The sequence below is a fragment of the Pseudomonas sp. GL-B-26 genome (genome assembly GCF_019947405.1).
Lineage (GTDB): Bacteria > Pseudomonadota > Gammaproteobacteria > Pseudomonadales > Pseudomonadaceae > Aquipseudomonas.
Genome location: NZ_JAGYGJ010000001.1, coordinates 84,032 through 104,170 on the forward strand (window position 1 = coordinate 84,032; position 20,139 = coordinate 104,170).

A 20,139-nucleotide genomic window follows, 5' to 3' on the forward strand; every position below is an offset into this window, starting at 1 on the left:
AAAATGGGCGAAACAGAAAACGCACAGCGGGCTGATGGTTATCGTCGGAACAGGCTTGGCGACACGCGCGCTCTCCTCATGAATACGGGTTGGGACACGGGCGATTTATACTAGAGGCGCCGGTGTCAGGCAGTAATGTTCAATCAGTTGACGTAATAGATGCACCGTAGGCTGCAAACGTGACATTTCGAGGTATTCCCCCGGTTGGTGCGCACAAGCGATGTCGCCAGGGCCGAGCACCAGGGTTTCGCAGCCAAGACGCTGAAGATAAGGCGCTTCGGTGCCGAACGCCACTGCTTCGGCACGATGGCCGGTGAGCTTTTCCGCGACCCGGACCAATTCGGCGTCCTCAGCCTGCTCGAACGGCGGCACTTCGGGGAACAGCGGCGCGTAATCGATCTTCACCTGATGCCACTCGGCAATGGGCTTGAGCTTCTGCAGAATCTCCGCGCGCAGGGCATTGGGGTCCATGCCCGGCAACGGGCGCAGATCAAACTCCAGCGAACACTGACCGCAAATACGGTTGGGGTTATCGCCGCCATGGATGCAGCCGAAATTCAGGGTCGGCATCGGCACACTGAACTGTGGATTACGGAACTCACGCTGCCACGCCAACCGCAAACCGCGCAGCTCACCGATGGCATCGTGCATGGCTTCGAGGGCGCTGTGGCCGAGGCGCGGATCCGAGGAGTGGCCGCTCTGACCAAGGATGTCGATGCGCTCCATCATGATGCCTTTGTGCATGCGGATCGGCTTGAGCCCGGTCGGCTCGCCGATCACCGCCGCACGACCCAGCGGACGCCCGGCTTCGGCCAGGGCGCGGGCGCCGGACATCGAGCTTTCTTCATCACAGGTAGCGAGGATCAACAGCGGTTGTTTGAACGGCTGATCGAGCAGAGGAATGACGGCTTCGATGGCCAGCGCGAAAAAGCCCTTCATGTCGCAACTGCCCAGCCCCACCCAGCGGCCATCGACTTCGGTCAGCTTCAGCGGATCGGTCTGCCACAGCGCACCATCGAACGGCACCGTGTCGCTGTGACCGGCCAGCACCAAGCCACCGGGACCGGAACCAAAACTGGCCAGCAGATTGAATTTGCCGGAGCTGACCTGCTGGATGTCGCAGGTAAAACCCAGATCGCCGAGCCACGTCGCCAGTAAATCAATCACCGGACGGTTGCTTTGATCGAGGCTGGCCTGCGTACAGCTGACGGACGGCGCAGCGATCAGCGCAGCGAACTGATCTTTCATGGACGGCAAAAGCATCGCTGACTCCCAACTCCCGATTTGAACTCCATCATAGAACCATCCGGCGACAGGAATAAACCGCCGCGGCGCGTAGGACGGATGAGTCCTGTACACTGCACGACCTTGGCAGCCACACATTCCCCCGGCTGCGCTCCCGATCCTGGATTTTCCGGCCATGCAGAAAGAAACCGAAATCAAACTCCGCGTCAGCCGAGAAACTCTCGCTGCCCTGCGCGAGCACCCGCTCCTGAAAAAACGCAACAAAAGTGGCTGGGAACGCCGTGAGTTGATGAACCAGTACTTCGACACGCCCGAGCGCGACCTGGCCCGCGCCAAGGTTGCCCTGCGCCTGCGCCGCGATGGCGAAGAAGTGATTCAGACCCTCAAGACCCGTGGCCATAGCGTCGCCGGTTTGTCCGAGCGTAACGAATACGACTGGAACCTGCCCAAAGCCAAGCTCGACGTGAAGAAACTCGACGGCGAATGCTGGCCCGAAGAGCTGGCCGAGCTGGACAAGAAAACCCTGAAGGCGATTTTCACCACCGATTTCGTTCGCGAACGCGCTGAAATCGCCTGGGGCCGTGGCAAGACCAAAGTGGTCATCGAAGCTGCGCTGGACCTCGGCCACGTGGTGGTCGGCAAGCAGAAAGAAGAAATCTGCGAACTGGAACTGGAACTGCGCGAAGGCGAACCGGCTGCTCTGCTGGAACTGGCCGCCGAACTGGCCGCGACCCTGGCCCTGATGCCGTGTGACATCAGCAAAGCCGAGCGCGGTTATCGCTTGTACGACGCCAACAGCTACTCGCTGAGCCTGCCGGCGCCACAGATCACCGCTGAAACCCCGCTGGACGATGCTTTCGCCGCGCTGAGCTGGCACTTGCTGAGCAGCAGCCAGCGCCTGGCCGAGCAGTATCGTTTCAACGGCCACTGGCGCCTGTTGCAGGACTGGGTCGAAAACCTGGCTGAATTGCGCGCGTTGCTGAGCAGCCTGGGCCAAGCCGCGCCACGTCAGTCGACGCACGATCTGCGCGTCGCGCTGGATGCCTTGCTCGAAGACTGGCGTCCGCTGGTACAAGCCGGTGTCGACGACGAAGACGTACGCAAAGCCGCGCCGGAGCAGTTCCTCGAAGAACTGGAAGATCCGCGCTGGGGCTTGTTCTCGCTGAACACTTCGCGCTGGTTGCTGGCCCGCACTTGGGCGGCTGATCGCAACGTCCGTGGCAATCGCCAGGGCGCTGCGCAATTGGGCAGTTGGTTGCCGCGTTTGTTGGGCGAGGAAGCGACTTCCCTGCAACTGCAGCGTTATCAGCAACAGCCGGAAGACCTGGCCGAGCAACTGCCGCGCATCGAGCGCATCCAGGCCTGGCTGCACCATGCCCGCAACGTGCTGGATATCCCGGAAATGGATCGACTGTACGGTGAGCTGAAACTATTGGCGCAACTGGCTAATGAGCCGATCACCGATGAATCGCTGGATGCGCGCAAGCAGCAGGCGATCGCGGTGTATCAGAATCGTGCGTGGAAAATGCTGCTGCGCATGTAAATCCCTGTGGCGAGGGAGCTTGCTCCCGCTGGACTGCGCAGCAGGCCCATATTTTGGGGCTGCTTCGCTGCCCAGCGGGAGCAAGCTCCCTCGCCACAAAAGCACTCTGCCAGCGCTACACCGGCAAACTCGTCGTGGATTTGATTTCCGACAACGCCACGATCGAGTTCACCTCCTGAATCCCCGGCACCATCGACAGCTTCTCGAAGAAGAACCGCTCATACGCCTCAATGTCCGCCGTCACAATCCGCAGCAAGAAATCCACCGACCCCATCAGCACATAACATTCCAGCACTTCGGGAAAGCCGCGAATCGCCTCGGTGAATTCGGTGAAGTTCGACCGCCCGTGAGCGTTGAGTTTGATCTCGGCAAAAATCTGCGTGTTCAGACCGATTTTCTTCCGGTCGAGCAAGGTCACCTGCCCCCGAATGATCCCCTCCTCCTTCATCCGCTGTATCCGCCGCCAGCACGGCGACTGCGACAACCCCACCTGTTCTGCAATCTGCGCGCTGGAGAGCGAAGCGTCCTCTTGCAGCAACGCGAGTATCTTGCGGTCGTAGCCATCCAGCTCGCTGTGCATAAAAAAACCTTTGATTGATAACTTACCGAATCAAGCAATTCAAACAATCGCCAATAAGCCCAATCATAGATAAGAAATGCCCGGCACCGAATGTAAAAATTCCTCCAGTGATTTTGGAGACCGACCATGCCGCATCTAGAAGCCGTCAACACCCAGCACACCCGCGCCGATGTCTGGAACGTCAGCAACGCCCACTGCCGCGTTCACTATCAAATGCTGGCCGAGGCCGAACCGGATCTGCTGTGCCGAGTGCTCAACCTGTTCGCCTTGCAGTTTCTGACGCCGCAACAGGTCAACGTGCAGCGGATGGACGATCTGCTGTCGATCGACATCGTGATGGACGGCCTGAGCTGGCATCGCGCCCAGGTAATCGCGGAAAAATTACGTAACCTGATCAGCGTCTGTTCGGTTGAGCTGCAAGCGGCTGATTGCGCGTGGGATGAACCGGCTCAGGCGGCAGGCTGAAAAAACTCGACACGGCTTCGTCGCGTAGTGGCCCAACGGTCTGCGGCTCCGCGACTATCCTTTGCGAACTGTTGTTCATGAGGAGCCCGCATGTCCGTTCAACTTGCCATTCAGGACCGCTGGCTGGATCTCAATGATTTGCTGCGTGAACTGGTCGCCCAAGGTTTCATCAGTCAGGACTCGGCCGAACACGCGCTCAATGCTCGACGCCGTCACGCCGCGAATGGCCAGATGCACCCGCTGGAATTCATCGCCAGCCAACTTCTGGACGATCTCAGCCGTCCCGGCAAACACCTCGACCTGGAAAGCCTGACGCTTTGGCTGTCACAGCAGGCCGGCCAGCCTTATCTGCGTATCGACCCGCTGAAAATCAACGTGGCGGCGATTACGCCGCTGATGTCCTACGCCTTCGCCCAGCGTCACAAGATTCTTGCGGTGTCCATCGACCGCGACGCAGTCACCGTGGCCAGCGCCCAGCCCTACGTCACCGGCTGGGAAGCCGACCTGACCCACGTGCTGAAACTGCCGATCAAGCGTGTGGTGGCCAACCCGGTCGACATCCAGCGCTTCAGCGTGGAGTTCTTCCGCCTGGCCAAATCGGTCAGCGGCGCGACCAATGCCGATCAGCAGATGAACACGCTGGGCAATTTCGAACAGTTGCTCAACCTCGGCGCCAGCGACCAGGAACCGGACGCCAACGACGCGCACATCGTTAACATCGTCGACTGGTTGTTCCAGTACGCGTTCCAGCAACGCGCCAGCGATATCCACATCGAGCCGCGGCGCGAACAAGGCACGGTGCGCTTTCGCATCGACGGCGTGCTGCACAATGTCTATCAATTCCCGCCGCAAGTGACCATGGCCATCGTCAGCCGCCTGAAAAGCCTCGGGCGGATGAACGTCGCGGAAAAACGCAAACCCCAGGACGGCCGGGTCAAGACCAAAACCCCGGACGGTGGTGAAGTCGAGCTGCGGCTGTCGACATTGCCTACCGCATTCGGCGAAAAAATGGTCATGCGGATATTCGATCCGGAAGTACTGCTCAAGGACTTTGATCAGTTGGGCTTCTCCGCCGACGACCTGCGCCGCTGGCAAGACATGACGAGCCAGCCCAACGGCATCATCCTGGTCACCGGCCCGACCGGTTCCGGCAAGACCACCACGCTGTACACCACCCTGAAAAAACTGGCGACGCCGGAGGTCAACCTCTGCACCATCGAAGACCCGATCGAAATGGTCGAGCCGGCGTTCAACCAGATGCAGGTCCAACACAACATCGATCTGACCTTCGCCGCCGGTGTGCGCGCGCTGATGCGACAAGACCCGGACATCATCATGATCGGTGAGATCCGAGATCTGGAAACCGCTGAAATGGCGATCCAGGCTGCGCTCACGGGCCACTTGGTGCTGTCGACGCTGCACACCAACGATGCGCCGAGCGCGATCAGCCGCTTGCTGGAACTGGGCGTGCCGCATTACCTGATCAAAGCCACGGTACTTGGCGTCATGGCCCAGCGCCTGGTCCGCACCTTGTGCCCGCATTGCAAGGCGCCGCTGACCCTGGGTGAAGAAGACTGGCAAACCTTGACCCGGCCCTGGCAGGCACCGTTGCCGAACAATGCGCATCGCGCCATCGGTTGCCTGGAATGCCGCGATACCGGTTACCGCGGCCGCGCCGGGGTCTACGAAATCATGCAACTGACGGACGGCGTCAAAGCGCTGATCAACCCCGACACCGATTTGCTGGCGGTGCGGCGTCAGGCGTTCAAGGAAGGCATGCGCAGTTTGCGGCTGTCAGGGGCGCAAAAAGTCGCAGCGGGTTTCACGACGGTTGAGGAGGTGCTGCGAGTAACGCCGCAGAGCGAACAAAAGTAGGCGCGGCCTGTCATGGAACTCGATTGGGGAATTGGCAATCCAACGCCGTAGTTAACCCAGTGGAGTCACCCAATATGCGTTTCAAACTTGCTATCGCTACCATCGCCTTGTTGTCCCTTCCTGTCGGTTCGGCGATGGCCGATAGCTTTTGGCGTAACGTCATCTCATCCGGTGCGACCACCGGTTCGACCTACCTGACCTTCAAGGATAACAAGCTGATCGTCGCCGCCCAGGACGATGCCGGCAGCTTTGTCGCCAGTGACGGCGGCATTCGCGGTCCATACCTGGAGGCCGCGATGCAGAAAGTCCGCGCCGACAACCCTGGCCTGCAAGCCACGGACATGGAACTGGCGAACGCGATCCTGGCGAAGAATGCCGTTGCTTCGAATTAAGATTTACTGCTGAACAAAAATGCCGCTCTCAATGAGCGGCATTTTTTTGAACCAGAGAAATTGCACGGCTATTTCCTACGCACGCTAACGCCAAAACCCTGACATACAGACGAGTTTTCACCGACCTTCTGATGAAAGCTCCGATATGAGCGCCAGACGTGCGAACTCAAACTTTGTCGATTCGGATTACCCCACGAGCGAATCGACTCACATGAAAAAACCAGTCTTATCTTTACTTCTGCTGGCCGCCTACAGTCACGTTTCCCACGCGGAAGGCCTGTACGGCTCGATAAAAATCCAGAGTGTCCAGCAAGACCTTGCCGACGCCCTGCTCACAAGTCCCAGGGTGAACAACCGTATCGTCAGTCCGGAGCGCAACAAAGATGTCGGCGGCTCCGTTGCGCTCGGCTATGAGTTCACAGGTGGATGGCGCCTGGAAAGCGAGTACACCATCAAGCAGGACTCGGAGTTCAAGAGTTACTGGGCGCCATTCAACGCCAACGTCAACAACATGCAGGTCTCATCCAAACGCCTGATGTTCAATGCCTATAAGGACTTCCCCTTGACCCAAAGCCTATCGCTGTACGCCATGGCCGGCGCAGGCGTGGCCCATATCAATTCCGAAGGCTATCAGTCCAACCCTTCACGTCGATTTGCCAACAATACCCAAAACAATTTCGCTTACTCCCTGGGCGTCGGTGCAGACCTCAAACTGACCCGGCAAATTACCGTCGGCACCGGCTACCGCTATGTCGACATGGGTAAGGTTGAAACCGGCTATAACACCTTCGCCAACCGCATCAATGCGCAGGACGAACAACTAAAGGGCAAGCTTCGAGAGCAGAATCTTTACGTTGAAGCGCGGATGTCGTTCTGATTCATGACTCAAAAAAATGCCGCTCTCCATGAGCGGCATTTTTTGCCCGAATACAAAACGGTGTGTCAGCGGTAATCATCCACCGGGACGCAAGCGCAAAACAGATTGCGGTCACCGTAGACGTTGTCCACCCGGTTCACCACCGGCCAGTATTTGTGCGCCTTGGTGTGAGCATCCGGCGTCACCGCCTGCCCGATGCTGTAGGACCGTTCCCAAACCCCGGTGATATCCGCCAGGGTATGCGGCGAACGTTTCAGCGGGTTGTCATCGGCCGGCCAGTTGCCGTTCTGCACCTCGGTGATTTCCGCACGGATACTCAGCATCGCCCCGATAAACCGGTCCAGCTCCGCCTTCGATTCACTTTCGGTGGGCTCAACCATCAACGTCCCCGGCACCGGAAACGACATGGTCGGCGCATGGAAGCCATAGTCCATCAGCCGCTTGGCGACGTCCTCCTCGCTGATCCCGGTCAGCGTCTTGAGTGGCCGCAGGTCAAGAATGCATTCGTGCGCCACCCGCTCGTTGCGCCCGGTGTAAAGCACCGGGAACGCCCCGGACAAGTGCTGCGCCAGGTAATTCGCGGCGAGAATCGCTACTTCACTGGCATCCGCCAATTGCGGCCCCATCATCGCGATGTACATCCAGCTGATCGGCAGGATGCTCGCACTGCCCCAGGGCGCTGCGCTGACTGCGCCGTTTTGCGCTAGCGGCCCTTCGATCGGCACCACCGGGTGATTGGCCACAAACGGCGCCAGATGCGCCCGCACACCAATCGGCCCCATGCCCGGCCCGCCGCCACCATGGGGAATACAGAAAGTCTTGTGCAGATTCATGTGGGACACGTCGGCGCCAATGTCCGCCGGGCGCGCCAGTCCGACCTGAGCGTTGAGGTTGGCGCCATCCATGTACACCTGGCCGCCGTGGCTGTGGATAACTTCGCAGATTTCGCTGATGCCTTCCTCGTACACGCCGTGGGTCGAAGGATACGTCGCCATCAGGCAGGCGAGTTTGTCTCCGGCCTCCGCTGCCTTGCCTTTGAGATCATCCAGATCAACGTTGCCCGCCTCGTCGCATTCGACGATCACCACCCGCATACCGGCCATCTGCGCCGACGCCGGGTTGGTGCCGTGGGCCGAGGACGGGATCAGGCAGATATCCCGCGCGCCCTCATGACGACTCTCGTGATATTTGCGGATCGCCAGCAACCCGGCGTACTCGCCTTGGGCGCCGGAGTTGGGTTGCATGCAGATCGCGTCGAAACCGGTAATCGCGCAGAGCCAGCGCTCCAGCTCTTCGATCATCAACGAGTAACCCACCGCCTGCTCTTTCGGCACAAACGGGTGCAGGTTGGCGAACTGCGGCCACGTGATCGGGATCATCTCGCTGGTGGCATTGAGTTTCATGGTGCAAGAGCCCAGCGGGATCATCGATTGATTGAGCGCCAGGTCCTTGTTCTCCAGTTGCTTGAGGTAGCGCAGCATCTCGGTTTCGCTGTGATGGGCGCTGAACACCGGGTGACGCAGATAAGACGAGGTGCGCAGCAGACCTGCGGGAATGCCGGAAGCAAGGGTTTCAGCGTCCAGTTCATCGACGTTAAGCCCATGATCGGAACCGAGGAACACATCAAACAACTTCGCGACGGTGGACTCGTCAGAGGTTTCGTCGAGGCTCAGCCCCAACTGCCCGCGCCCGAGGATGCGCAAATTGATCTGTGCGGCCTGGGCGCTTTCGATGATTGCCGTCTGAGTACCACCGACCTCCAGCGTCAGCGTGTCGAAAAAGTGTGTGTTGAGGCGGGTGATGCCGTGGCGCTCCAGGCCAGCGGCGAGGATGCTGGTCAGCCGATGGACGCGTTGGGCAATGCGTTTAAGCCCTTCCGGACCGTGGTAGACCGCATAGAAACTGGCAATGTTGGCCAGCAGCACCTGAGCGGTGCAAATGTTCGAGTTAGCCTTCTCCCGACGGATATGTTGCTCGCGGGTTTGCAGGGCCATGCGCAAAGCGACGTTGCCGCGAGCGTCCTTCGACACGCCGATGATCCGCCCGGGAATCGCCCGCTTGTACTCATCGCGACTGGCAAAAAACGCCGCGTGAGGGCCGCCGTAACCCATGGGCACGCCGAAACGCTGGGATGAACCGAACACCACGTCGGCGCCCAACTCCCCCGGCGGCGTCAGTAACAGCAGACTCAGCAGATCGGTAGCGACACACGCCAAGGCTTGCTGCGCATGCAGATGATCGATCAACGGACGAAGATCGCGGATCTCGCCGTGGGTGTCGGGATATTGCAGGAGCGCGCCGAACACCTGGTGCTGTTTCAAGTTATCCACAGTGTCGATGATCAGCTCGAAGCCGAACCCTTCTGCTCGGGTCTGCACCACGGAAATGGTCTGCGGATGACAGTTTTCGTCGACGAAGAACAGATTGCTTCTGGACTTGGCGACACGCTTGGCCAGTGCCATGGCTTCCGCCGCCGCCGTGGCTTCGTCCAGCAGCGAGGCGTTGGCCAGTTCCAGGCCCGTGAGGTCGATGGTCAATTGCTGGAAGTTCAGCAGCGCTTCGAGCCGGCCCTGGGCAATCTCTGGTTGATACGGCGTGTACGCGGTGTACCAACCAGGATTTTCCAGCACGTTGCGCACAATGACGGTCGGCGTGAGGGTGCCGTGGTAGCCCATGCCGATCACGCTGGTCCAGACCTGGTTTTGCTCGGCGTAACCGCGCAGTTTGGCCAGCGCGGCTTCTTCGTCGAGCGCGGGTGGCAGGTCGAGCGGCCTGTTCAGGCGGATTCCCGGCGGCACCGTCTGCTCGATCAACTCGACCCGGCTGCCGAGGCCGAGGCTGTCGAGCATCGCCTGTTGCTCGGCGGCATCGGGCCCGAGGTGGCGGCGAAGGAAGGCATTGGGGTCGCGTAACTGGCTCAAGGACGGCAACTGGGACATGACGGGCTCTCTCTTGACTGGCGCTCAACGTCGATGCAACACGGTCAAACCAGCATAGCAGTCGATGCCACAGAGCCCTTGAAGATCAAAAGATCGTGATAATGAAAAAGCCCCGACAAGTCGGGGCTTTGGGGATGACGCTTAAGGCTTACTCGCCGATGGCGGCCTTGTAGGCCATCGCGTCGAGCAGGTTGTTCAGCTCAGAGGTATCGCTTGGCTCAAGTTTGAATATCCAGCTGTCATAAGGCGCGCTGTTGAGCAGTTCCGGGTTGCTGGCCAATTCTTCGTTAACGGCAATGACTGTACCGGAAACTGGCGAGTAGATATCCGACGCGGCCTTGACCGACTCGACGACACCCGCAGCCTCACCGGCAGCGAACACTTTGCCGATTTCCGGCAGCTCAACGAACACTACGTCACCCAAGGCTTCCTGAGCATGGTCTGAAATACCCACTTTCACGCCGCCATCATGGTCTAGACGGGCCCATTCGTGACTTTCGGCAAAACGCAGGTCGACAGGGATTTCGCTCATGTTCTGTGTCCTCAAGAAAAATGTCAGCGGTCATTGCCCGCCAAAAAAAGTTAGATCAAGGTTTTACCGTGGCGTACGAAGGTCGGTTTGACCACTCGGACCGGGTACCACTTGCCACGGATTTCCACTTCAGCGCGGTCGGCGGTAGCCACCGGCACGCGCGCCAGTGCAATCGACTTGCTAAGCGTAGGAGAGAAACTACCACTGGTGATCTCCCCTTCGCCAACATTGGCGATGCGGACCACTTGGTGAGCGCGCAAAACCCCACGCTCCTCAAGGACCAGACCGACCAGTTTGTGCTGCACGCCACCCGCCCGCTCGGCTTCAAGAGCGCTGCGACCGATGAACTGGCGAGTGGCCGGTTCCCAGGCAATGCTCCAGGCCATGTTGGAGGCCAGCGGTGAAACGTCTTGGTGAATGTCCTGACCGTAGAGGTTCATGCCGGCTTCGACCCGCAGAGTATCGCGCGCCCCGAGGCCGATCGGCGAGATGCCCGCGCCCACCAGATCGTTGAAGAATCCTGGCGCTTGATTGGCCGGCAGAACGATTTCCAGGCCATCTTCGCCGGTGTAACCGGTGCGCGCGATGAACCAATCACCATCGGCCTGGCCTTCGAAGGGCTTGAGCATCTGAATCAGGTTGCCGCGGGACTGGGTCACCAGTTCGGAGATTTTGTGCCGGGCCTGAGGACCTTGAATGGCCAGCATCGCCAACTCGGAGCGTTCGTTGAGCTGCACCTTGAAACCATCAAGGTGAGCCTGCATCCAGGCCAGATCCTGATTACGGGTGGAGGCGTTGACCACCAGCCGATAACCATCGTCGAGACGATAGACGATCATGTCGTCGACGATGCCGCCGCGCTCGTTGAGCATGGTGCTGTACAAGGCACGGCCAGGGCTGTGCAGACGTTCGACGTCATTGGCCAGCAAATGCTGGAGCCAGGCCTTGGCCTGAGGGCCGCTGACATCGATCACGGTCATGTGGGATACATCGAAAACCCCGCAATCGCGACGCACCTGATGGTGTTCCTCGACCTGCGAGCCGTAATGCAAAGGCATATCCCAACCGCCAAAATCGACCATCTTCGCGCCGAGGGCGAGATGAAGGTCATACAGAGGCGTGCGCTGTCCCATGGGTTTCTCCTTCCGGGCGTGGCGAAGGTGCGGGCCGGTGCTGCACGGGGTGAAAGCCTTGAAATAAAAGGCTTTCAGCCGATTTCAGCTACCTGGTCCGTAGGACGGACCGCACCGAATGCGGCGCATTGTAGCCTCAAGGTGTAGGACTGGCACCTAGGCGTTTCGATGCGCCGAACGTCGAATCAATCCGATGACCGGTATCAGCCCGACCAAAACCAGGGTCAGTGCCGGCAACGAGGCCCTCGCCCACTCGCCTTCGCTGGTCATTTCGAAGATCCGCACCGCCAGCGTATCCCAGCCAAACGGGCGCATCAGAAGGGTCGCGGGCATTTCCTTGAGCACATCGACGAACACCAGCAACGCGGCGCTCAACGTTCCTGGCAGCAACAACGGCAGATACACTTTGAAAAACAGTCGTGGCCCACTGACGCCAAGGCTACGTGCCGCTTCGGGCAAAGATGGCCGTATTCGCGCCAGACTGCTTTCCAGCGGCCCATAAGCCACCGCGATGAAACGCACCAGATAGGCCAGCAACAACGCCGAGAGGCTGCCCAGCAACAATGGCTTGCCGGCGCCGCCCAACCAACCCGATAACGGGATCACCAGTTCGCGGTCCAGGTAACTGAACGCCAGCATGATCGACACCGCCAGCACCGAACCCGGCAAGGCGTAACCGAGGTTGGCCAGGCTGATGCCGGAGCGGATCGCTCGGGTCGGGGCCTGGCGCCGGGCAAATGCCAGCACTAAAGCAACACTGACGGTGATCAGCGCCGCCATGCCGCCCAGGTACAACGTATGGACGATCAACCCTGCGTAACGCTCATCCAGGTCGAAGCGCCCGCGCTGCCAGAACCACACCACCAGTTGAAGCACTGGAATGACGAAAGCGCAGGCGAACACCAGACCGCACCAACTCATGGCTGCCAGCGCCTTGAAACCGCGCAGGTGATACAGCGCCTTGACCCGAGGTCGTTCGTTGCTCGCACGGTTGGCCCCGCGAGCACGGCGCTCGCCGTACAGCACGACCATCACCACCAGCAGCAACAGGCTGGCCAATTGCGCGGCGGTGGAGAGACTGAAAAATCCGTACCAGGTCTTGTAGATGGCGGTCGTGAACGTGTCGAAGTTGAACACCGACACCGCACCGAAATCCGCCAGGGTTTCCATCAGCGCCAGCGCCACGCCAGCGCCGATGGCCGGGCGTGCCATGGGCAGCGCAACTCGCCAGAACGCTTGCCACGGGGATTGCCCCAGGACGCGCGCCGCTTCCATCAGGCCTTTGCCCTGAGCCAGGAACGCGGTTCGCGCCAACAGATAAACGTAGGGATAGAAGACCAGCACCAGGACCAGAATCACACCACCGGTGGAGCGCACGCGCGGCAACCTCAAGCCCGTGCCGAACCATTCGCGCAACAGGGTTTGCACGGGGCCGGCAAAATCCAGCAGGCCGACGAAGACGAATGCCAGCACGTAGGCGGGAATGGCAAATGGCAGCATCAGCGCCCAGTCCAGCCAACGCCGACCGGGGAATTCGCAGAGGCTGGTGAGCCAGGCGAGGCTCACGCCCAAGAGCGTTACGCCGATACCGACACCGAGTACCAGGGTCAGGGTATTGCCCAGCAGGCGTGGCATCTGGGTATCCCAGAGATGGGACCAGATTTGATGATCGATGGTTTGCCATGACAACAGCAAAACGCTAATTGGCAGCAGGACCAGCGCAGCGATAGCGAAGACCAGGGGATACCAGCGGCGTTGGGCGGGGTGGGCCACGTTAAGGTCTCTGAGACGGTGAGTTTGGTGTCTGGGCTCAAGATCGCCCCCTCACCCTAACCCTCTCCCCAAAGGGGCGAGGGGACTGACCGCGGCGTTTGGTTGAAATCCTGCGACCTGAAATTTCAAAGTCGAACTCAGGAATTGAAAAGCATAAAGATCTGCTCCCTTTCCCCCTCTCCCCCGTGGGGAGAGGGATGGGCGGGCGGCGTTCCGATGAGGGGTGGATCTTGATGCTAACGAAAGAATACCGCCAGACTCAGTTCCAACCCGCCCGATCCATCATCCGAATCGCTTCAGCCTGACGCTTGCCGGCAATTTCCACAGGCAGCGTATCAGCCACAAACTTGCCCCAGCTCGCCACTTCTGCGGAAGGCTGAACCGCAGGGTTGGCCGGGAACTCCTGGTTCACGTCAGCAAAGATCTTCTGTGCTTCAGGCGTGGTCATCCATTCCACCAGGGCCTTGGCCGCTTCCGGGTGCGGGGCGTGCTTGGTCAGGCCGATGCCCGACAGGTTCACGTGCACGCCACGGTCGCCCTGGTTCGGCCAGAACAGCTTCACCGCCAGATCAGGCTTCTGCTTGTGCAGACGACCGTAGTAGTACGTGTTAACGATACCGACGTCGCATTGACCCGCGTTGATGGCTTCCAGCACCGCGATGTCATCCGAGAACACATCGGTGGACAGGTTACTCACCCAGCCCTTGAGTATCTTCTCGGTTTTGTCGGCGCCATGGACTTCAATCATGGTGGCAGTGAGGGACTGGTTGTAGACCTTCTTCGCCGTGCGCAGGCACAGGCGGCCTTCCCAGTTCTTGTCGGCCAGACCTTCGTAGGTGGTCAACTCACCGGGTTTCACCCGATCGGTGGAGTAGGCGATGGTCCGCGCCCGCAGGCTCAGGCCAGTCCAGGCATGGGCGGATGAGCGGTATTGCAGCGGGATGTTGGCGTCGATCACCTTGGAAGTGAACGGTTGCAGGATGCCCATTTGCTCGGCCTGCCAGAGGTTGCCGGCGTCGACAGTCAGCAGAAGGTCAGCGGTGGCATTCTCGCCCTCGGCCTTGATCCGCTGCATCAGCGGCGCTTCCTTGTCGGTGATGAACTTCACCTGCACGCCGGTTTTCGCGGTGTAGGCATCGAAGACCGGCTTGATCAGCTCGTCGATACGCGAGGAGTAAACCACCACCTCGTCAACGGCCTGGGCAGCAGTGCTGCCAATCAGGGTCAGGGCGAGTGCGGTCAGTAGACGCTTCGGTACCAGCATGGGAGCGATCTCTCGATTAAAAAATTGAAGCCAAATGATATGGACTCACATTTACCTTCTCAATCGAACAGTTCGCGGAGGAGTTACCAGATGTTGCACAGGTTGGGATGTGTGGTGGATGTACCGACGTCTTCGCGAGCAAGCCCGCTCCCACATGGGAATGTATTTCAACTGTGGGAGCGGCGGTGCGACGATTCGACTTGCTCGCGAAGGGGCCATCAGACGCAGGGAAGATTCAGGCCTTGGCGAGAGCCGGCAAATCCCCGATCAATCCCAGCGCCTCACGCACGAACAGCGCCTTGGCTTCGGGCATCCGGTCGACCATCTTCAACCCGGCATTGCGCAACCAGCGCACCGGCAACGGATCAGCCTGGAACAAGCGTTCGAAGCCTTCCATCGCCGCCATCAACGCCAGGTTGTGGGGCATGCGCCGACGTTCGTAACGGCTGAGCACTTTCACATCCGCCAGACGCTCGCCACGCGTGGCCGCTTGCAACAGCACTTCGGCCAGCACGGCGGCATCGAGGAAACCGAGATTCACGCCCTGCCCGGCCAGCGGGTGAATGGTGTGCGCTGCGTCGCCGATCAGCGCCAGGCCTTCGGCCACGTAGCGCTTGGCGTGGCGCTGCCGCAGCGGTACGCACAGACGCGGGTCGGCGCTGAGCACCGTGCCGAGTCGGCCTTCGAAGGCCCGTTCCAGCTCTTTGCAGAAACCGTCGTCATCCAGCGCCATCAGGCGTTCGGCTTCGCTCGGCGTGGTCGACCAGACGATCGAACACCAATCCTGCTGACCGTCACGCTCCAGCGGCAGAAACGCCAGCGGCCCGTTGTCGGTGAAACGCTGCCACGCGGTCAGTTGATGAGGTTTGGCGCTGCGCACGCTGGTGACAATCGCGTGGTGCATATAGTCCCACTCGCGCGTCGCCATGCCGGTCAGACGCCGAACGGCGGAATTAGCGCCATCCGCCGCGATCACCAAAGGTGCGCGCAAGGTGCGGCCATCGGCCAGAGTCAGCAGCCAGTCGTCGCCGGAACGACGCATTTGCTCCAGGCGCGCGTTGGCCAACATTCCGAGATCGCAGTCGTGCAAGCGGTCGAGCAAGGCGTCCTGAACCACGCGGTTCTCGACGATATGCCCCAGCACATCGGCATGCACACTCGCTGCCGAAAAATGGATTTGCCCGGTGCCGCTGCCGTCCCAAACCTGCATGTCGGTGTAGGGACTGCTGCGCCGATTGGCGATGCCGTCCCAGACGCCCAGACGTTCAAGAATCCGCTGGCTGGCAGTCGATAAGGCGCTCACTCGCGGCTCGAACGAAGCCTGGGCATCGAAGGGTTTGACGCTCATGGGGCTGCCGTCCAGCAGCAGGACTTCCAGCCCGCTGTCCTGCAACGCCAGCGCCAGGGCGCTGCCGACCATTCCGGCCCCGACAATCAGCAGATCTGCGCGCATTTCCATGCTTTAAGCCTGTCTCGCTTGCGGCTTGAGCCGCGTATAAAGGGATTTTCCGACCGCCACTTAAGCATCGGGACGCGTACCCAAACCCATGGCCTGCCGCGCGAACCAGCGCTTGGCCGGCGGCAACAGATCCAGCCCAAGCAGACCGATATTACGGCCCAGGGAAACCAATGGTTGAGTGCTGCCGAACAAACGGGTGACCTGATCGGAGAAGCCCACGGTCAGGTTCTGATCCAGACGCTGACGCTCGCGGTAGGCCTGCAAGGTCGCAAAGTCTCCGGGAGATGTTTCGCTGGTCAACAACGCATCGGCCAACGCTTGAGCATCACGCAAGGACAGGTTGAAACCTTGCCCTGCAATCGGGTGCAGGCTGTGGGCAGCATTGCCGAGAATCGCCAGATGCGGACGCACCTGCTCTTCGGCCTCGATCAATGTCAGCGGGTACAAATGCCGCGCGCCAACCTGCTTCAAAGTGCCGAGGCGATAACCGAACACGCCTTGCAACTCGCTGAGGAAGCTCTTTTCATCGAGGGCCGCCAGCCGTTGCGCGTCCATGCCCAATCGAGTCCAGACCAGTGCGCAGCGGTTTTCCGGCAATGGCAACAAGGCCATCGGCCCGTCATCGGTGAAACGCTCGAAGGCCATGCCGTTGTGCGCTTCACTCGGTGTGATGTTGGCAATCAACGCGCTCTGGTTGTACGGGCGCTTTTTGATGCCGATCCCCAGTTGCTCGCGCAGGCCGGAACGGCCGCCATCAGCCAGCACCGCGAGATCGCATTCCAGAGTGGTTTCGTCGTTGAGGGTCAGGCGATAGCCATCGATCAGCGGCTCCATGCGCGTGACTTCCGCCGGGCAACGCCAGCTGATCACGTCCTTGTCCAGACCCTGCCAGAGGCATTGGCCGAGCCAGGCGTTTTCCACCACATAACCCAGCGCCGGAACGCCCTCTTCCATTGCCGACAATCGCGCGGTGGAGAAGCGCCCACGGTCGGACACATGAATTTGCTTGATCGGCTCGGCGCGGCGGGAGATTTCCTGCCACACGCCCAACCGTTGATAAATCTGCTTGGCGCCGTAAGACAACGCCGAAGAGCGGGCGTCGTAGCTCGGTTGATAAGTGTCGCCGGGGGCGAACGGTTCGATCAGCACGATCTTCCAGCCACGAGCCTTGGCTCCGGCCTGCAGTGCCAACGCCAGGCTGGCGCCGACCAGACCACCACCGATGATTGCCAAATTGACTCGACTCATGCCGCTTGTGTCCGCGCGGCGGCCATCAAGGCCTCGATCTCGGCGACCGTTTTCGGCACACCTTTGGTCAGGATTTCACAGCCGGTTTTGGTGACCACTACGTCGTCCTCGATGCGCACGCCAATGCCGCGCCATTTCTTCGCCACGTTCTGGTTGCCCGGGGCAATGTAGATGCCCGGTTCCACGGTCAGCGCCATGCCGACTTCCAGCACGCGCCATTCGCCGCCGACCTTGTATTCGCCGACATCATGCACATCCATGCCCAGCCAGTGACCGGCGCGGTGCATGTAAAACGCTTTATAGGCTTCGCTGGCGATCAACTCGTCGACGTCGCCCTGCAACAGCCCCAATTTCACCAACCCGGCAGTAATCACCCGGACCGTGGCTTCGTGAGCCTGATTCCAGTGTTTGTCCGGGGCGATTTCCGCAAATGCAGCTTCCTGCGACGCCAGCACCAACTCGTAGATTGCCTTCTGTTCCGCTGAATACTTGCCGTTGACCGGCCAGGTGCGGGTGATGTCGCTGGCGTAGCAGTCGATCTCGCAACCGGCATCGATCAATACCAGATCGCCGTCCTTGAGCACCGAGTCATTCTGCTGGTAATGCAGGATGCAGCTGTTGCGCCCAGCGGCGACGATCGAGCCGTAGGCCGGCATTTTCGCCCCGCCCTTGCGGAACTCGTAGTCGAGCTCGGCTTCGAGACTGAACTCATGCAACCCGGCCCGGCAGGCCTGCATCGCGCGGATGTGTGCCTGGGCGGAAATCCGTGCGGCTTCGCGCATCACTTTCACTTCTGCCGCCGATTTATACAGGCGCATGTCGTGAAGCAGATGATCCAGGGCAACGAATTCGTTCGGCGGCTGGGCGCCGAGGTGCGCTTTAGAGCGGATCACGTTGATCCAGTCCATCAGGTGCCGGTCGAATTCCGGGTTGCTGCCCATGGCCGAATACACCCGGTCGCGACCTTCGATCAGGCCCGGCAGGATGTCGTCGATGTCGGTGATGGGGAAGGCGTCGTCGGCGCCAAAGTCGCGAATCGCGCCTTCCTGCCCGGCGCGCAGGCCGTCCCACAGCTCCCGTTCGGCATTGCGTTCACGGCAGAACAGGATGTATTCGCCATGTAAACGCCCAGGCATCAAAACGATGACCGCCTGAGGCTCGGGAAAACCGCTGAGGTACTGGAAGTCGCTGTCTTGACGGTAGACGTGCTCGACGTCGCGGTTGCGGATCGCAACGGCGGCGGCGGGCAGGATGGCAATGCTGTTGGGTTCCATCTGCGCCATCAGGGCCTTGCGGCGACGGCTGTATTCCGATTTCGGGATATGAATCATGGGCAGATGGCTTTCCCTGGCACGCGATTAATGCAACGACGGTTTGGCGGCAGCCGGCGCGTCCGGCTTTTTGTTCTCGGTGAACAGCAGCAGCGGCGCGACGCGCAGGTACTCCATCACTTCCATGTAATCGCTTTCGCCGTCGTCGGACTCTTCCAGGGCGTCTTGCACCTGTGAAATAGCCGCCAGGTCCTGAAGTACTTCCGTGGCCTCGGTGCTCAGCATGCTGCTGTCACGGCAGTTCAGGCCGAAACCGCTGAGGAAACCCTGGCACCATTGGCCCAGTGCGGCGGCGCGGTCGGCCAGTGGCTCGTCATCGGTCGGCAGCAGCAGAACGACAGTCACGTCGTCGCCGGTGAGCTCGCCCTTGACCATCTCCTGCAAGCCGATCAAGGCGTTGCGGACATTATCCTGCGGCTCGCTTTCGAGCAGCTCGGCGGCATCAATCAGCCAGCCTTCGGCATCGAAACCGGCACCGGCGCAACTGCGGCCGAGCAACAGGCCATGCAGTTCGGCAGGCGAGACATTATGACCGCTGGAAGTCAGCAGTTTGGCGAAGGCTTGGTACGGGGAATTCTGAATGGGCATGGGCAGCTAGGCGCCAGACGGCGCTATGTCTAGAATGAAGGCCTTGTATCCTACATCGACAGACTCGCCAAGACTATTAAAGGCTGTCCGCCAGCTACCACCCATCAAGCACAATTTCAGTGGACACAATGGAAGACACCGACCTGCAAGCTCTGATGGCCAGACTCGAACTGCTAATTAGTCGGGTCGAGCAACTAAAGAGTCAAAACGGACTCTTACTAGCTCAGGAAAAGACCTGGCGCGAGGAACGCGCTCACCTCATTGAAAAGAACGAAATCGCCCGGCGTAAGGTCGAATCAATGATTTCGCGCCTCAAGGCCCTGGAGCAAGACTCATGAGTTCAAGCAATAGCGTTACCGTGCAGATCCTCGATAAAGAATATTCGATCATCTGCCCGCAGGAAGAGCGCAGCAACCTGGTGAGCGCCGCTCGTTACCTGGACGGCAAGATGCGCGAAATCCGCAGCAGCGGCAAAGTCATCGGCGCCGATCGCATCGCCGTGATGGCCGCCCTGAACATCACGCACGATCTCCTGCACAAGGAAGAACGCCCGGATGTACAGGCCAGCGGCTCGACCCGTGAGCAGGTTCGCGACCTGCTGGATCGCGTCGATCTGGTGCTCGCCACCGATCCGGACGTCACCAAGGGCTGAAACGCGAAACCGCTTGGGGTATACTCGCAAAACTCCCTGGGGTGCTTGCCAGTTGGCGATGTCCCTGAGCCGATTTGCTATACCCTGGAGGTTGCACGTTGGGCTGGTGTGCATGTCCGCTAGACGGAAAGCCTTAAAGCCTACTGCATCTTCCACCTTGAACTTTCGGGTTCAAGGGCTAAGTCGACAGCGGTACATCCGGGGAGCCTGATTCCAGTCCGATGCCGGTTTAAATACCGGCAT

At 60.2% G+C, this 20,139-nt stretch carries 18 protein-coding genes and 1 other RNA gene; 8 read left to right on the top strand and 11 right to left on the bottom strand.

The annotated features are described in order from the left end of the window. Positions 1-105: 105 nt before the first annotated feature. A complete protein-coding gene (gene argE / locus KGB23_RS00395) occupies positions 106-1,263 on the bottom strand; it encodes an acetylornithine deacetylase (RefSeq protein WP_223429492.1) in 1,158 nt (385 codons plus the stop codon). Positions 1,264-1,420: 157 nt separating this feature from the next. Here argE and KGB23_RS00400 point away from each other — a divergent pair, with 157 nt between their 5' ends. Beyond that, positions 1,421-2,788 (top strand): inorganic triphosphatase, encoded by a 1,368-nt coding sequence (locus KGB23_RS00400; RefSeq protein WP_223429493.1) that lies wholly within the window; start codon positions 1,421-1,423, stop codon positions 2,786-2,788. A gap of 115 nt (positions 2,789-2,903) precedes the next feature. Here KGB23_RS00400 and KGB23_RS00405 read toward each other — a convergent pair whose 3' ends face one another. Next, positions 2,904-3,368, bottom strand: a complete 465-nt coding sequence (locus KGB23_RS00405) for an Lrp/AsnC family transcriptional regulator (RefSeq protein WP_046045137.1) — start codon at positions 3,366-3,368, stop codon at positions 2,904-2,906. A 126-nt stretch (positions 3,369-3,494) separates the two neighbouring features. Here KGB23_RS00405 and KGB23_RS00410 point away from each other — a divergent pair, with 126 nt between their 5' ends. The 4 genes from KGB23_RS00410 (at position 3,495) to KGB23_RS00425 (ending at position 6,977) form a co-directional block, all read left to right on the top strand. Beyond that, entirely contained in the window at positions 3,495-3,833 is a 339-nt protein-coding gene (locus KGB23_RS00410; RefSeq protein ID WP_223429494.1) for a hypothetical protein, read from the top strand. A gap of 90 nt (positions 3,834-3,923) precedes the next feature. Then, positions 3,924-5,708 carry a GspE/PulE family protein gene (locus KGB23_RS00415; protein ID WP_223429495.1) on the top strand — a complete coding sequence of 595 codons (1,785 nt, stop codon included), beginning with the start codon at positions 3,924-3,926 and terminating at the stop codon, positions 5,706-5,708. Positions 5,709-5,782: 74 nt separating this feature from the next. Beyond that, positions 5,783-6,100, top strand: a complete 318-nt coding sequence (locus KGB23_RS00420; RefSeq protein WP_223429496.1) for a DUF2388 domain-containing protein — start codon at positions 5,783-5,785, stop codon at positions 6,098-6,100. Between the two features lie 211 nt (positions 6,101-6,311). Next, on the top strand, positions 6,312-6,977 hold the full coding sequence (locus tag KGB23_RS00425; RefSeq protein WP_223429497.1) for an outer membrane protein: 666 nt from the start codon (positions 6,312-6,314) through the stop codon (positions 6,975-6,977). 65 nt (positions 6,978-7,042) lie between these two features. On the opposite strand, the gene gcvP is transcribed toward KGB23_RS00425, so the two are convergent. From gcvP to KGB23_RS00470, 9 genes are all read right to left on the bottom strand, one after another. After that, the gene (gene gcvP / locus KGB23_RS00430) at positions 7,043-9,916 is read right to left on the bottom strand and encodes an aminomethyl-transferring glycine dehydrogenase (protein ID WP_223429498.1); all 2,874 of its coding nucleotides are present in this window, start codon (positions 9,914-9,916) and stop codon (positions 7,043-7,045) included. 148 nt (positions 9,917-10,064) lie between these two features. Continuing rightward, the gene (gcvH, locus tag KGB23_RS00435) at positions 10,065-10,448 is read right to left on the bottom strand and encodes a glycine cleavage system protein GcvH (RefSeq protein WP_095126998.1); all 384 of its coding nucleotides are present in this window, start codon (positions 10,446-10,448) and stop codon (positions 10,065-10,067) included. Between the two features lie 50 nt (positions 10,449-10,498). Next, a complete protein-coding gene (gene gcvT, locus KGB23_RS00440; RefSeq protein ID WP_150657614.1) occupies positions 10,499-11,581 on the bottom strand; it encodes a glycine cleavage system aminomethyltransferase GcvT in 1,083 nt (360 codons plus the stop codon). Positions 11,582-11,737: 156 nt separating this feature from the next. Then, positions 11,738-13,354, bottom strand: a complete 1,617-nt coding sequence (locus tag KGB23_RS00445; RefSeq protein ID WP_223429499.1) for an ABC transporter permease — start codon at positions 13,352-13,354, stop codon at positions 11,738-11,740. Between the two features lie 259 nt (positions 13,355-13,613). Next, positions 13,614-14,618, bottom strand: coding sequence for an extracellular solute-binding protein (locus KGB23_RS00450; RefSeq protein ID WP_223429500.1), 1,005 nt, complete (start codon positions 14,616-14,618; stop codon positions 13,614-13,616). Between the two features lie 235 nt (positions 14,619-14,853). Next, complete coding sequence (locus KGB23_RS00455; RefSeq protein WP_223429613.1) at positions 14,854-16,071, bottom strand: 2-octaprenyl-3-methyl-6-methoxy-1,4-benzoquinol hydroxylase; 1,218 nt, start codon at positions 16,069-16,071, stop codon at positions 14,854-14,856. Positions 16,072-16,137: 66 nt separating this feature from the next. Continuing rightward, positions 16,138-17,325: a 2-octaprenyl-6-methoxyphenyl hydroxylase gene (gene ubiH / locus KGB23_RS00460; RefSeq protein ID WP_046045127.1), complete on the bottom strand. Its 1,188-nt coding sequence runs from the start codon at positions 17,323-17,325 to the stop codon at positions 16,138-16,140. Continuing rightward, on the bottom strand, positions 17,322-18,656 hold the full coding sequence (gene pepP, locus KGB23_RS00465; RefSeq protein WP_223429501.1) for a Xaa-Pro aminopeptidase: 1,335 nt from the start codon (positions 18,654-18,656) through the stop codon (positions 17,322-17,324). Before pepP ends, ubiH begins: the two co-directional genes overlap by 4 nt. A 27-nt stretch (positions 18,657-18,683) precedes the next feature. Further along, the gene (locus KGB23_RS00470; protein ID WP_008150369.1) at positions 18,684-19,244 is read right to left on the bottom strand and encodes a YecA family protein; all 561 of its coding nucleotides are present in this window, start codon (positions 19,242-19,244) and stop codon (positions 18,684-18,686) included. 128 nt (positions 19,245-19,372) lie between these two features. On the opposite strand from KGB23_RS00470, the gene KGB23_RS00475 reads away from it, so the two are divergent. The 3 genes from KGB23_RS00475 to ssrS all read left to right on the top strand — a co-directional run bounded on the left by KGB23_RS00475 (position 19,373) and on the right by ssrS (position 20,105). Continuing rightward, the gene (locus KGB23_RS00475) at positions 19,373-19,582 is read left to right on the top strand and encodes a TIGR02449 family protein (RefSeq protein WP_007942437.1); all 210 of its coding nucleotides are present in this window, start codon (positions 19,373-19,375) and stop codon (positions 19,580-19,582) included. Further along, positions 19,579-19,896 carry a cell division protein ZapA gene (locus KGB23_RS00480; protein WP_007942435.1) on the top strand — a complete coding sequence of 106 codons (318 nt, stop codon included), beginning with the start codon at positions 19,579-19,581 and terminating at the stop codon, positions 19,894-19,896. Before KGB23_RS00475 ends, KGB23_RS00480 begins: the two co-directional genes overlap by 4 nt. A gap of 30 nt (positions 19,897-19,926) precedes the next feature. Next, positions 19,927-20,105: non-coding RNA, 6S RNA (gene ssrS / locus KGB23_RS00485), on the top strand. Positions 20,106-20,139 lie beyond the last annotated feature (34 nt).

Bases quoted from the DNA above. Each gene is read 5' to 3' on its own strand.
- KGB23_RS00470 (WP_008150369.1), bottom strand. From the start codon at position 19,244: ATGCCCATTCAGAATTCCCCGTACCAAGCCTTCGCCAAACTGCTGACT.
- KGB23_RS00420 (WP_223429496.1), top strand. From the start codon at position 5,783: ATGCGTTTCAAACTTGCTATCGCTACCATCGCCTTGTTGTCCCTTCCT.
- KGB23_RS00480 (WP_007942435.1), top strand. From the start codon at position 19,579: ATGAGTTCAAGCAATAGCGTTACCGTGCAGATCCTCGATAAAGAATAT.
- KGB23_RS00400 (WP_223429493.1), top strand. From the start codon at position 1,421: ATGCAGAAAGAAACCGAAATCAAACTCCGCGTCAGCCGAGAAACTCTC.
- ubiH (WP_046045127.1), bottom strand. From the start codon at position 17,325: ATGAGTCGAGTCAATTTGGCAATCATCGGTGGTGGTCTGGTCGGCGCC.
- KGB23_RS00425 (WP_223429497.1), top strand. From the start codon at position 6,312: ATGAAAAAACCAGTCTTATCTTTACTTCTGCTGGCCGCCTACAGTCAC.
- argE (WP_223429492.1), bottom strand. From the start codon at position 1,263: ATGCTTTTGCCGTCCATGAAAGATCAGTTCGCTGCGCTGATCGCTGCG.
- KGB23_RS00450 (WP_223429500.1), bottom strand. From the start codon at position 14,618: ATGCTGGTACCGAAGCGTCTACTGACCGCACTCGCCCTGACCCTGATT.
- gcvP (WP_223429498.1), bottom strand. From the start codon at position 9,916: ATGTCCCAGTTGCCGTCCTTGAGCCAGTTACGCGACCCCAATGCCTTC.
- KGB23_RS00415 (WP_223429495.1), top strand. From the start codon at position 3,924: ATGTCCGTTCAACTTGCCATTCAGGACCGCTGGCTGGATCTCAATGAT.
- gcvT (WP_150657614.1), bottom strand. From the start codon at position 11,581: ATGGGACAGCGCACGCCTCTGTATGACCTTCATCTCGCCCTCGGCGCG.
- KGB23_RS00410 (WP_223429494.1), top strand. From the start codon at position 3,495: ATGCCGCATCTAGAAGCCGTCAACACCCAGCACACCCGCGCCGATGTC.
- pepP (WP_223429501.1), bottom strand. From the start codon at position 18,656: ATGATTCATATCCCGAAATCGGAATACAGCCGTCGCCGCAAGGCCCTG.
- KGB23_RS00405 (WP_046045137.1), bottom strand. From the start codon at position 3,368: ATGCACAGCGAGCTGGATGGCTACGACCGCAAGATACTCGCGTTGCTG.
- gcvH (WP_095126998.1), bottom strand. From the start codon at position 10,448: ATGAGCGAAATCCCTGTCGACCTGCGTTTTGCCGAAAGTCACGAATGG.
- KGB23_RS00475 (WP_007942437.1), top strand. From the start codon at position 19,373: ATGGAAGACACCGACCTGCAAGCTCTGATGGCCAGACTCGAACTGCTA.
- KGB23_RS00455 (WP_223429613.1), bottom strand. From the start codon at position 16,071: ATGCGCGCAGATCTGCTGATTGTCGGGGCCGGAATGGTCGGCAGCGCC.